Below are 10,929 nucleotides of genomic sequence, written 5' to 3'. Positions count from 1 at the left end.
CAGCAGGTTGTAGTCCAGCTGCTCCATCAGCTGGCGCTCCGAGCGGATCGAGTAGAAGGCCTGCAGCAGCAGCGCCCGCAGCAGCTTCTCCGGCGCGATCGACGGCCGCCCGATCCGCGAATAGAGCTCATCGAAACGCGGCGAGAGAACCTCCAGCGCCTCGTCGACGATCGCCCGGATCCCCCGCAGAGGATGATCCGACGGCACCCGAGCTTCGCAGCTCACGTAAGAGAACAGCTCGCCCGAACCCGCATCCCCGCCGCGCATGCCAAGCCTCCCTCGGCAACACCATGACGGAATCGAATCACCTCCCGCACAGAGCCGGAAGACACTTTTTCAGCAGCCTGCTAGGGGATCCGCGCCTCCCGACGCCTCGCGTGGAGCCCGCCAGGGTCTGGCTACGCTCCGGGGCATCCAGCCGCGTGACCGGTGGGGCTCCGGCTCGCCGGGCGGGCCTGGCATGCGCCGCCGCGGCAGCCGGGAGGCCTCCCGGCGTCCGCTGCCGCCCGGTTCGCGCGGGCGGCGGCGGACCTTCCGGCCGGCGACGGAACCGTGACCCCTCGCGGGGGCCCGGGCCGGTGCCGGCCCCGGTTGGCCGCTTCCGGGCCTCTCGGGCCCGGCGCTGCGCCGTCCGGTCGAGGCCTCCGCTCTTCCCGCCGCAGCCGTCCCGCGCAGGTGGGTGGGACGCTTCGTCGAGAGACCGGCGAGACCTCGGCACACGCTGGTGCTGGGCACGATGGTCGGGCAAAGCCGGCCCGCCGGGAAGCGCGTCGAGGGCATCGTGACGCAGATTCCCGGGGGTCTTTTCCGGTCTTTCGCACAAACCGTCGACAGCCGCTCCACCGGCTTATCCACAAGCCCCGGCCGGGGCGCCGCCGGCGTTCCGATTCCCCCAATTTGCTCAAGGATTTGCGGCAATCCGGCCGGTACGACGGGCCGGGGGCTTCGTTGACTTGCCTGCCGCAGCGCAGTATGTCGTTGCGCGACTCCCCCGGGCGCCGCGATCTCTCACCGGCCCGCCCATCCGATCCCGCGGAGGAACGCCGAAGCATGTCCGTCCAGAACCGGCCCCTGTCCCCGCACCTGCAGATCTACCGCCCGCAGCTGACCTCGGTGCTCTCGATCCTGCACCGCATGACCGGCGTCGCCATCGCGGTCGGCACGCTGCTGCTGGTCTACTGGCTGGCCTCCGCCTCCGCCGGCCCCGAGGCCTTCGATCATGCCCAGGGCTTCGTCGGCTCGCCGATCGGCCTGATCCTGCTGTTCGCCTGGTCGGTCGCGCTGTTCTACCACCTCTGCAACGGCATCCGGCACCTGGCCTGGGACGCCGGCCTCGGCTTTGAGCTGCCGACCGTCTACCGCAGCGGCTGGGCCGTGCTGGTCGGCACCGCCGTGCTGACCCTGCTCGCCTGGATCGTCGGGCTGGTCCTCTACTGAGCGCCGGAAGGAAGCAATCGATGAGCCTGCGCAGCCCGCTCGCCCGCGTCCGACACCTCGGCTCGGCCCACGACGGCACGGCCCACTGGTGGGCCCAGCGCCTGACCGCGCTGGCCCTGGTGCCGCTGGTGCTGTGGTTCGTGATCTCGGTGATCTCGCTGATCGGCTCCGACTACGAGAGCTTCGTCGACTGGGCCGGCAGCCCGGTCAGCGGCGCCCTGCTGGTCCTGCTGATCGGCGCGACCTTCTGGCACGCCGCGCTCGGTCTGCAGGTCGTCATCGAGGACTACGTCCACCGCGAAGGCTGCAAGCTGGCGAGCGTGCTGCTCGTCAAGGGCGCCTGCCTGCTGCTCGGCGCGATCGCCGCGCTGTCCGTCCTGTCCCTGATGGTCTGAGCCGCCCGGAGCGCCGGACCGCCCGCGAGAGCCCCAAGAAAGGCAGCCGTCATGCCCGAGGCCTATACCAAAGTCGATCACACCTACGACGTCGTCGTCGTCGGCGCCGGCGGCGCGGGCCTGCGCGCGACCCTGGAGCTCGCCGCCGCCGGCCTGAAGACGGCCTGCATCTCCAAGGTCTTCCCGACCCGCAGTCACACGGTCGCGGCGCAGGGCGGCATCTCGGCCTCGCTCGGCAACATGGGCCCGGACGACTGGCGCTGGCACATGTACGACACGGTCAAGGGCTCCGACTGGCTCGGCGACCAGGACGCCATCGAGTACATGACCAAGGAGGCGATCCCGGCGATCATCGAGCTGGAGCACTATGGCGTGCCCTTCAGCCGCACCGAGGAGGGTAAGATCTACCAGCGCCCCTTCGGCGGCATGACCACCGAGTACGGCAAGGGCACGGCCCAGCGCACCTGCGCCGCCGCCGACCGCACCGGCCACGCCATCCTGCACACGCTCTACCAGCAGTCGCTGCGCAACAACGCCGAGTTCTTCATCGAGTACTTCGCCATCGACCTGATGATGGAGGACGGCGCGTGCCGCGGCGTCGTCGCCTGGAACCTGGACGACGGCACGATCCACCGCTTCCGCGCGCACAAGGTGATCCTGGCGACCGGCGGCTACGGGCGGACCTATTTCTCCTGCACCTCGGCGCACACCTGCACCGGCGACGGCAACGCCATGGTGCTGCGCGCCGGCCTGCCGCTGCAGGACATGGAGTTCGTGCAGTTCCACCCGACCGGCATCTACGGCGCCGGCTGCCTGATCACCGAGGGCTCGCGCGGCGAGGGCGGCTACCTCACCAACTCAGAGGGCGAGCGCTTCATGGAGCGCTACGCGCCCTCGGCCAAGGACCTGGCCAGCCGCGACGTGGTCAGCCGCTCGATGACCATCGAGATCAACGAGGGGCGCGGCGTCGGCCCGCACAAGGACCACATCCACCTGCACCTGGAGCACCTCGATCCCAAGGTGCTGCACGAGCGCCTGCCCGGCATCTCGGAGACCGCCAAGATCTTCGCCGGCGTCGACGTGACCAAGGAGCCGATCCCGGTGCTCCCGACCTGCCACTACAACATGGGCGGGATCCCGACGAACTTCCACGGCGAGGTCGTGACCAGCAGGGACGGCGATCCGGACTCGGTGGTGCCGGGCCTGATGGCGGTCGGCGAGGCGGCCTGCGTCTCGGTGCACGGCGCCAACCGCCTGGGCTCCAACTCGCTGCTCGACCTCGTCGTCTTCGGCCGCGCCGCCGGCAAGCGCTGCGCCGACACCATGACCCCGGGCGAGGGCCACAAGCCGCTGCCGGCCGATGCCGACGAGCTGGCGATGAGCCGCCTCGACAGGCTGCGCCACGCCAAGGGCGGCACGCCGACCGCGCAGCTGCGCCTCGACATGCAGCGCGTCATGCAGACCCACGCCGCGGTGTTCCGCACCGGCGACACTCTGAAGGAGGGCGTCGCCAAGCTCGATGAGGTCTGGGCGCGCAAGGACGACATCTCGGTCAGCGACCGCTCGATGGTCTGGAACTCCGACCTGGTCGAGACCCTGGAGTTCGAGAACCTGATCCGCCAGGCCGTGGCGACCATGAGCTCGGCCGCCGAGCGTCCGGAGAGCCGCGGGGCGCATGCCCGCGAGGACTTCCCGAACCGCGACGACGAGAACTGGATGAAGCACTCGATCGTCTGGGTCGACGACAAGGGCAAGGCCCGACTCGACACCCGGCCGGTCCACTTGCAGCCGATGACCAACGAGGTGCAGTCGTTTCCGCCGAAGGCGCGGGTCTACTGACGGCTGGAAACCAGGAAAGAGCGACGGACCATGGCTGAATTCGCGCTGCCCGCCAACTCGAAGATCGGCACCGGCAAGACCTGGCCGGCGCCGTCGGGGGCGAAGAAGACCAAGACCTTCAAGGTCTACCGCTGGAATCCCGACGACGGCCAGAACCCGCGGGTCGACAGCTACACGATCGACCTCGACGCCTGCGGGCCGATGGTCCTGGACGCGCTCATCAAGATCAAGAACGAGATCGACCCGACCCTGACCTTCCGGCGCTCCTGCCGCGAGGGCGTGTGCGGCTCCTGCGCGATGAACATCGACGGGACCAACACCCTGGCCTGTACCAAGAACCTGCACGACGTCGACGGCGACGTGAAGATCTACCCGCTGCCGCACCAGCCGGTGGTCAAGGACCTGGTGCCGGACCTCAACCAGGCCTACGCCCAGCTGCAGTCGATCGAGCCCTGGCTCAAGACCACCAGCCCGGCGCCCGGGCGCGAGCGGCCGCAGAGCCCGGAGGAGCGCGCCAAGCTCGACGGCCTCTGGGAGTGCATCCTCTGCTTCTGCTGCAGCACCTCCTGCCCGAGCTACTGGTGGAACGGCGAGCGCTACCTGGGCCCGGCGATCCTGCTGCAGGCCTACCGCTGGATCGCCGACAGCCGCGACGAGTTCGCCGGCGAGCGGCTCGACCAGCTCGAGGACCCCTTCCGGCTCTACCGCTGCCACACCATCATGAACTGCACGCGGACCTGCCCGAAGAGCCTGAACCCGGCCAAGGCGATCGCCGAGATCAAGAAGCTGATGGTCGAGCGCAAGGGCTGACCGCCTCCGCGGCCCTCCCGAACGCGAATCAGCGCGCCGGGCGCAACGGGCCCTCGCGGGCGGCGGCGCGCACCCAGTCGGCGAAGGCGGCGACCTTCGGCCGCTGCAGGTGTCCCGGCGGGCAGACCAGGTAGTAGCCGTGGGTGTGGGGCACCGATAGCTCGAAGGGCTTGACCAGCCGCCCGGCCGCCAGCAGGTCCTGGACCAGCGCCGTCGTGCCGATCGCCACGCCCTGGCCCTGCTCGGCGGCCTGCAGGGCGAAGACGGTCTGGTAGAAGCGCGGGCCGCGGCTGGCGTCGATGCCCTCGACCCCGGCCGCCTGCAGCCACATCCGCCAGTCCGGCGGCGAATCGACGTGCAGCAGGCGGTGGTGCACGAGCTCCTCCGGCCGGTGCAGCGGATGCGGCCCGCCGAGCAGGCGCGGGCTGCAGACCGGAAAGAACTCCTCGGCGAACAGCCGCTCCTCGAACAGGCCGGGGTAGTCGCCCGGCCCGTAGCGGATCGCGAGGTCGACCTCCTCGCGCAGGAAGTCGGTCAGGCCCCACTTCGTGCCGATCCGCACGTCGATCTCGGGATGCGCCTCCTGGAACGACTCGAGGCGCGGCAGCAGCCAGGTCGAGGCGAAGGACGGCACCACCGAGATGGTCAGGATGCGGTCGTCGGCCTCGGGCCGCAGCAGCCGCACCGCGCCGCGCAGCCCCTCGAAGGCCTGGCCGAGCAGCGGCAGCGCGGCGAGGGCCGTTTCGCTCGGCGCCAGGCCCCGGCCGTCGCGGCGCAGCAGCGTCACGCCGAGCTCCTGCTCCAGCAGCTTGACCTGGTGGCTGACGGCGGCCGGCGTCACGCTGAGCTCCTCGGCGGCGCGGGTCAGGCTGCGGTGGCGTGCCGCCGCCTCGAAGGCGCGCAGCGCCGTCAGGGAGGGCAGGCGGCGGCGCTCGTCAGGCATCTCCGGTATTTAGTTTTCCTAAAAGATCGGCTCAAGGGAAATCGTTTGTCCCTCTGCCCTATCGCGCAGAAATAAAGGGAAGGCGGCGCGGCGCTACGGGCGTCGGCGCCGCGTGACCTGAAGAAATTTAGATAAGGAGCCTTGTGATGGCGGCGATCGTCGAATGGCTGCCCGCGCCCGAGGAGCGGCGGCGGCCGGCTGGATGGGGCGCAGCGCGACGGCCCGAGCCGGCCGGTGCGGAGCAGGGCGGGCGCGGCCTGCTCGCCCGCCTGCCCTGGCGGCTGCGCGCCGAGCTGGACCTGCCGCCGGCCGAGCCGGAACTGGCGACGGTGCTGGAGCGGCTGCGGCTGCGCTGAGGCCCGCGGGAGCTTCTACTGCACGGTCACGGTGACGGGCGGGCTGGCGAGCGCGGCATTGCCGCCGGGCAGCACCGCGACCTGCAGGCTGCCGGCCGCGGCGACATCCTGGGCGGTCAGCGTGACCTTCAGGCTGCCGTCGCCGTTCAGGCTGCTGCCCCGCGGGCTCCCGTTGACCGTCGCCTGCGGCGTCGCGCCGAAGCCCTGGCCGGTCAGGGTCAGCACGGGATCCTGCTGGCCCTTGGCCAGGGTCGCCGGTAGCGCCGAGGCGATCGTCGCCGGCTTCGTCGAACCGGCCTGACCCTCGCTCTTCGGCAGCTTGTCCTTGCGGTCCTCGTCGTGCCGGCCCTGGAACAGCGTGTCGAAGACCTCGGCCAGCTTGTCGATGGCCTGCTTCGAGAACATGCCGACCAGGCCCGAGAGGGCGCCGATCGCGATCGGGTTGAGGGCGCTGGCGCCGGCGTTCGCGCTCGGCTGGACCACGCCCATCCGCAGCAGGAAGAAGAAGACGACCGCCAGCAGCACGCCGGTCAGCGGCCGCATGACGAACCACAGGGCCCAGCTGCGCACCAGGCCGCGGTTGCCGACATAGTCGGCCAGCGAGGTCGCGGCGTGGATCACGCTGCCCAGCGCGCCCATCGCGATGACCAGGTGCAGCATCTGCCAGTCGGTCGACACCGGCGCCTCATTGCCGGTCTGGCCGAGCAGCGCCGGGACCGGCGACTTCACCAGCAGCAGCCAGAGCGCGCCGGCGGTGACGGCGAAGAGGTAGACGGTCAGCGCCACGACCAGCAGGGTTCCCGCCGGTGGGCTGCCGGACTCGCGGCCGCCCGCCGGGGCCGGTCCGTTGCCGCTCTGCTCGACGCTGCCCGGTGCGCCCTGAACGCTCTGATCGGCCATGGCTCTGCCCCTCGCAAACCCCGTCCGAGAATGACGATAGGCTCGGATCCCTGTGAATACAATCGTCGGTCGCAAGCGGCGGGCGCCGGTGGTGGACCCTTCGGCTGCCATGAAAGCGGACCTTTCCTGAGGCCGCTTTCCCGCTAGTCTCGGTCCTCGTTCCGCCGGAGGGTCCCGACCATGTTCCTGCCGCCCGTCTTCCGCCTCGATGCCCCGGAGGCGATCGCCGAGCTGATCGCCGCGCACTCCTTCGCGCTGCTGGTGACCGCCGGGCCCGAGGGCCCGGAGGCCAGCCATCTGCCGCTGCTGCACCGGCCGGACGAGGGCCGCCTGCTCGGCCATCTCGCCGCGGCCAATCCGCAGAGCGCCAGCCTGCGCCGCCTCGCCGGGAGCGGCGGCCGCGCCCTGGTCGTGTTCTCCGGGCCGCACGCCTACGTCTCGCCGAGCCTCTACCGGCCGGGGCCGGCGGTGCCGACCTGGAACTACCTCTCGGTCCAGGTCTCGGGCCCGGTCGCGCTGCTCGGCGACGCCGAGACCGCCGGCCTGCTCGACGCGCTGACCGCGACCTACGAGGCCGGCCGGGCCGAGCCCTGGTCGACGGCCGGCCAGGACCCGGCCTTCCTGGCGAAGATGCGCGGCAACGTGCTCGGCTTCGCCATCGCGACCGAGCGGGTCGAGGCCAAGGCCAAGCTGTCGCAGAACCGTGCCGCCGCCGACCGGGCCGGCGTCGCCGCGGGCCTCGCCGCCGAGCCGGACCCGGCGGCGCGCGCCACCGCCGACTGGATGACCCGATTGGGCATCGCCTGACGCCCGAGCCCGCCGCCGCGGGTGCCATTCCCCGTTGGCGGTGCTAGCCTCGCCACCATGACCCAGCCGGACCGGCCGGAATCGCCGCACGAGCTCGCCAACCCGCGGGCCCTCGGCCGCCTCTCCGCGAACTCGCTCGGCGCGCTCCTCGCGACGCTGCTGCTGCTCGGCGCGGGCCTGTACGTCTCGTTCGACGCCCGCTCCTTCACGCCGACCGCCCTGGCCGGCGACAAGATCGGCTTCGAGCTGCTCGGCCACCGCGGGACGTGCGGCCTGATGCCGGAGAACACGCTGCCGGCCTTCGAGAAGGCGCTGGCGATCGGCGTCACCACGCTGGAGCTCGACGTCAACATGACCGCCGACGGCGTGCCGGTGGTGATCCACGACCGGCGGCTGCCGCCCGACCATGCCCGCGGCCCGGACGGCCAGTGGCTGACCGGCGAGGGGCCGCCGATCCTCTCGCTGACCCTGGCCCAGCTGCAGCGCTACGACCTTGGCTGCGCGAAGCCCGGCGGCAAGACCGCCAAGCACTTCCCCGACCAGCCCTGCCTCGACCACGTGCCGGTGCCGACCCTCGCCGCGGTGCTGGCGCTGGGCGAGGCGCGCAGCGGCGGCCACGTCCGCTATTCGATCGAGACCAAGCTGGCGCCCGACGACCCCGAGGCCTCGGCGCCGCCCAGGGTCATCGCGACCGCCGTCGTCGACGCGATCCGGAAGGCCGGCGTCCAGGACCGCGCGAACATCCAGTCCTTCGACTGGCGCAGCCTCGCCGTCGTGCACGAGCTGGCGCCCGGCCTGCCGACCGTGCACCTGACGGCCGAGCGCTCCTGGCTCGACAACCTGCAGCGCGGCCGTCCCGGCCTGTCGGCCTGGCTCGCCGGGCTCGATGCCGACGACTATCCCGGCAAGGTGCCGGCATTGGTCAAGGCGGCCGGCGGCGCGGTCTGGTCGCCCTACTACCGCGACCTGCGCGAGGGCGACATCGCCACGGCCCACGACCTCGGCCTCAGGGTCGTCGTCTGGACCGTCGACGATCCGGTCGACATGGGCCGGCTGATCGACGACGGCGCCGACGGCATCGTCACCGATTATCCGGACCGGCTGCGCAAGGTCATGGCCGACAAGGGCCTGCCCCTGCCGGCCGCCTATCCGGGCTCGTCCGACTGAGCTTTCGCCACGGCCCCGCGGTCGGCGCGAGGGCGGCGGCGCGCTTCCGGGCTACTCGAGCTCGATGCCGCTTTCGACGACGTGCTCCAGATCGAGCCCCTCGAGGGTCAGGGTCATCCGAGCCTTGACCGACTTGCGGCCGGCCAGCGCGCCGCTCTCCAGGCCATTGCGCACGGCCGTCTCGATCTCGCGCTGGGAGGTCACGCCGACCTGCTTCAGGAACTTGCGCAGCGACATGTTGAAGGCGTCTTCGTTCATGCTTGCTTCTCTCCCGGGCCATCCAATTTCACAGGAAGGGGATCGGATTCGGCCTCGAGCCGTTTGTAAAGGGCGCAAAGGCCCGGTGCAAAGGCCGCGCGGACGGGCTACGTCCCGTGGCTCGCCGCAGCGGGCGGGTCGGGTTTGAACGAGGTGTCCTCGATGTTGAAGCAAGCTTCCCTGCATTCGATCGGACTGGTTGCCGCCGCCTGCTGCCTGGCGACCGGCCTGCAGCTGCGCGACGCGGTCGCGCTGACCCCGGGCGAGCTGCAGGCACCGCCGGCGGCCGCGGCGCCGAGCGATCTCGACCGGCATCTGCTCGCCGAATCACGGCTCGAGCGTCTCTACCGCTCGCGCGGCTTCCAGCCGATCTGGCTCGATGCCGCCGGCGACGGCCTCAGCGTCCGCGGCGAGGCGGCGCTCACAGCCCTTGAGTCGGCCGACGCCGAGGGCCTGGATCCTCTGAGCTACTACAGCGCCGAGATCGACAGCGCCCGGGCCGCGGCTCGCTGGCAGGACCTCGACGTTCTGCTCAGCGCCGGCCTGCTCGACTACGTGCGCGATCTCGCCGGCGGCCGGCCGGCGCTGCGCGGCCAGGGCGAGGGTCTGGACGGCGACGCGCCCCCGCTCGACGCGGTCGCGACGGTGCGCGGCCTTGCGGCCGCCGAGGACGTGGCCGCCGCGCTCCAGGCCCTGGCGCCGGCGAACGCGCAGTACCGCCGGCTGCGGGCGACGCTGGCCGCGCTGCGCGAGCGCGCCGCCGCGGGCGGCTGGCCGCGCATCCCGGCCGGCGACACGCTCGATCCCGGGATGAGCGGCCCCAGGGTCGCCGCGCTGCGCGCCCGCCTGGCGGCGACCGACGGCGCCGAGACCGAGGTCGCGGAGCCCGCGCTCTTCGATCCGTCGCTCGAGGCCGCGGTGCGGCATTTCCAGCAGCGCAACGGACTGGCGGTCGACGGCCGGGTCGGGCCGAACACCCTGGCGGCGCTCGACCGCCCGGTCGGGGAGCTGATCGGCGTCGTCGAGGCGAACATGGAGCGCTGGCGCTGGCTGCCCCACGATCTCGGGGAGCGCTACATCCTGGTCAACACAGCGGCCTTCGAGATGCGCGCCGTCGAGGACGGCCGGGTGGTGCTGCGCATGCCGGTGGTGAACGGCCTGCCGTCGCGGCCGACGCCGATGTTCTCGGCCGAGATGCGCTACCTGGAGGTCAACCCGACCTGGACCGTGCCGCCGACGATCTTCGCCAAGGACTACCTGCCGAAGCTGCGCCGGGATCCCGGCTACCTGGCCCAGCAGAACATCACGCTCTATGTCAGCTGGTCGCCGAACGCGACGCCGGTCGACCCCTACCTGGTCGACTGGAGCCAGGTGCGCGCCAACACCCACAGCCTGCCGTACCGCCTGGTCCAGGCGCCGGGGCCGTACAACGCGCTCGGCCGCATCAAGTTCATGCTGCCGAACCGCTATTCGGTCTATCTCCACGACACCCCGCACCACGAGCTGTTCAGCCGGGCACGGCGGGCGCTGAGCTCGGGTTGCGTGCGGCTCGCGCGGCCCGACGACCTGGCCGCGCTGATCCTGAAGGAGGTGCCGGGCTGGGACATGGCGCGCCTGGAGCAGGTCTATGCCGGGGGCGAGAGGACGCGAATCCCGCTGGCCCGGACCTGGCCGGTCCACGTGACCTATTTCACCGCCTGGGTCGACGGCGAAGGCGTCGCGCACTTCTACGACGACGTTTACGGCCGGGACGCCGACATGATCGAGCAGCTGCGCCGGAACCGGCTGCTGCTCGCCGAGGAGCCGCAGGGCGCGCCCCGGCGCAGCTGACCGCCGCCACCGGAAAGACCGGTCGCCGAGAGGGCCGGGGCCCGTGCCCCGGCCCTTCGTGCGAGAGGCCGGCCGTGTCCGCTGCGGCGGCGGACGGACCGCCGGGCGGGCAGCCCGGCCTGCGGCGAACTGTCCCGAAATCGGAGGTCTGGGCGGGAAAAGCCCTACCCGCAGGACGGAAAAGGCC

Annotated in this window: 12 protein-coding genes; 8 read left to right on the top strand and 4 right to left on the bottom strand. The window is 71.7% G+C overall.

What is annotated here, in order from left to right; translation table 11 throughout:
• Positions 1-267: transposase (locus B9O00_RS27055; RefSeq protein WP_143596358.1), on the bottom strand; the 267-nt coding region annotated here is incomplete at its 3' end.
• A gap of 783 nt (positions 268-1,050) precedes the next feature.
• Here B9O00_RS27055 and sdhC point away from each other — a divergent pair.
• The 4 genes from sdhC to B9O00_RS27035 are packed head-to-tail and all read left to right on the top strand — an operon-like array spanning position 1,051 to position 4,481.
• Positions 1,051-1,437, top strand: coding sequence for a succinate dehydrogenase, cytochrome b556 subunit (gene sdhC, locus B9O00_RS27050; RefSeq protein ID WP_085125840.1), 387 nt, complete (start codon positions 1,051-1,053; stop codon positions 1,435-1,437).
• 20 nt (positions 1,438-1,457) lie between these two features.
• Complete coding sequence (sdhD, locus tag B9O00_RS27045) at positions 1,458-1,832, top strand: succinate dehydrogenase, hydrophobic membrane anchor protein (protein WP_085125839.1); 375 nt, start codon at positions 1,458-1,460, stop codon at positions 1,830-1,832.
• 51 nt (positions 1,833-1,883) lie between these two features.
• Positions 1,884-3,671, top strand: a complete 1,788-nt coding sequence (gene sdhA / locus B9O00_RS27040) for a succinate dehydrogenase flavoprotein subunit (protein ID WP_085125838.1) — start codon at positions 1,884-1,886, stop codon at positions 3,669-3,671.
• Between the two features lie 30 nt (positions 3,672-3,701).
• Positions 3,702-4,481: a succinate dehydrogenase iron-sulfur subunit gene (locus tag B9O00_RS27035; RefSeq protein ID WP_085125837.1), complete on the top strand. Its 780-nt coding sequence runs from the start codon at positions 3,702-3,704 to the stop codon at positions 4,479-4,481.
• Between the two features lie 28 nt (positions 4,482-4,509).
• Here the strand turns inward: B9O00_RS27035 and B9O00_RS27030 are convergent, their stop codons facing one another.
• A complete protein-coding gene (locus B9O00_RS27030; RefSeq protein ID WP_085125836.1) occupies positions 4,510-5,424 on the bottom strand; it encodes a transcriptional regulator GcvA in 915 nt (304 codons plus the stop codon).
• A 146-nt stretch (positions 5,425-5,570) separates the two neighbouring features.
• Here B9O00_RS27030 and B9O00_RS27025 point away from each other — a divergent pair, with 146 nt between their 5' ends.
• Entirely contained in the window at positions 5,571-5,780 is a 210-nt protein-coding gene (locus tag B9O00_RS27025; RefSeq protein ID WP_085125835.1) for a hypothetical protein, read from the top strand.
• A gap of 15 nt (positions 5,781-5,795) precedes the next feature.
• Here B9O00_RS27025 and B9O00_RS27020 read toward each other — a convergent pair whose 3' ends face one another.
• Positions 5,796-6,680 carry a choice-of-anchor Z repeating domain-containing protein gene (locus B9O00_RS27020; protein WP_085125834.1) on the bottom strand — a complete coding sequence of 295 codons (885 nt, stop codon included), beginning with the start codon at positions 6,678-6,680 and terminating at the stop codon, positions 5,796-5,798.
• Between the two features lie 180 nt (positions 6,681-6,860).
• On the opposite strand from B9O00_RS27020, the gene B9O00_RS27015 reads away from it, so the two are divergent.
• Entirely contained in the window at positions 6,861-7,487 is a 627-nt protein-coding gene (locus tag B9O00_RS27015) for an FMN-binding negative transcriptional regulator (protein WP_085125833.1), read from the top strand.
• Between the two features lie 57 nt (positions 7,488-7,544).
• Positions 7,545-8,654 carry a glycerophosphodiester phosphodiesterase gene (locus B9O00_RS27010; protein ID WP_085125832.1) on the top strand — a complete coding sequence of 370 codons (1,110 nt, stop codon included), beginning with the start codon at positions 7,545-7,547 and terminating at the stop codon, positions 8,652-8,654.
• A gap of 51 nt (positions 8,655-8,705) precedes the next feature.
• Here the strand turns inward: B9O00_RS27010 and B9O00_RS27005 are convergent, their stop codons facing one another.
• Entirely contained in the window at positions 8,706-8,912 is a 207-nt protein-coding gene (locus B9O00_RS27005; protein ID WP_085125831.1) for a DUF6494 family protein, read from the bottom strand.
• Between the two features lie 162 nt (positions 8,913-9,074).
• On the opposite strand from B9O00_RS27005, the gene B9O00_RS27000 reads away from it, so the two are divergent.
• Positions 9,075-10,742 carry a L,D-transpeptidase family protein gene (locus B9O00_RS27000; RefSeq protein ID WP_085125830.1) on the top strand — a complete coding sequence of 556 codons (1,668 nt, stop codon included), beginning with the start codon at positions 9,075-9,077 and terminating at the stop codon, positions 10,740-10,742.
• The last annotated feature ends 187 nt before the right edge of the window (positions 10,743-10,929 follow it).

Source organism: Tistlia consotensis USBA 355 (assembly GCF_900177295.1).
Lineage (GTDB): Bacteria > Pseudomonadota > Alphaproteobacteria > Kiloniellales > DSM-21159 > Tistlia > Tistlia consotensis.
This window is presented reverse-complemented; position numbering and strand designations above follow the sequence as displayed.

Bases quoted from the DNA above. Each gene is read 5' to 3' on its own strand.
- B9O00_RS27015 (WP_085125833.1), top strand. From the start codon at position 6,861: ATGTTCCTGCCGCCCGTCTTCCGCCTCGATGCCCCGGAGGCGATCGCC.
- B9O00_RS27005 (WP_085125831.1), bottom strand. From the start codon at position 8,912: ATGAACGAAGACGCCTTCAACATGTCGCTGCGCAAGTTCCTGAAGCAG.
- B9O00_RS27035 (WP_085125837.1), top strand. From the start codon at position 3,702: ATGGCTGAATTCGCGCTGCCCGCCAACTCGAAGATCGGCACCGGCAAG.
- B9O00_RS27030 (WP_085125836.1), bottom strand. From the start codon at position 5,424: ATGCCTGACGAGCGCCGCCGCCTGCCCTCCCTGACGGCGCTGCGCGCC.
- B9O00_RS27000 (WP_085125830.1), top strand. From the start codon at position 9,075: ATGTTGAAGCAAGCTTCCCTGCATTCGATCGGACTGGTTGCCGCCGCC.
- B9O00_RS27025 (WP_085125835.1), top strand. From the start codon at position 5,571: ATGGCGGCGATCGTCGAATGGCTGCCCGCGCCCGAGGAGCGGCGGCGG.
- sdhC (WP_085125840.1), top strand. From the start codon at position 1,051: ATGTCCGTCCAGAACCGGCCCCTGTCCCCGCACCTGCAGATCTACCGC.
- sdhD (WP_085125839.1), top strand. From the start codon at position 1,458: ATGAGCCTGCGCAGCCCGCTCGCCCGCGTCCGACACCTCGGCTCGGCC.
- sdhA (WP_085125838.1), top strand. From the start codon at position 1,884: ATGCCCGAGGCCTATACCAAAGTCGATCACACCTACGACGTCGTCGTC.
- B9O00_RS27010 (WP_085125832.1), top strand. From the start codon at position 7,545: ATGACCCAGCCGGACCGGCCGGAATCGCCGCACGAGCTCGCCAACCCG.
- B9O00_RS27020 (WP_085125834.1), bottom strand. From the start codon at position 6,680: ATGGCCGATCAGAGCGTTCAGGGCGCACCGGGCAGCGTCGAGCAGAGC.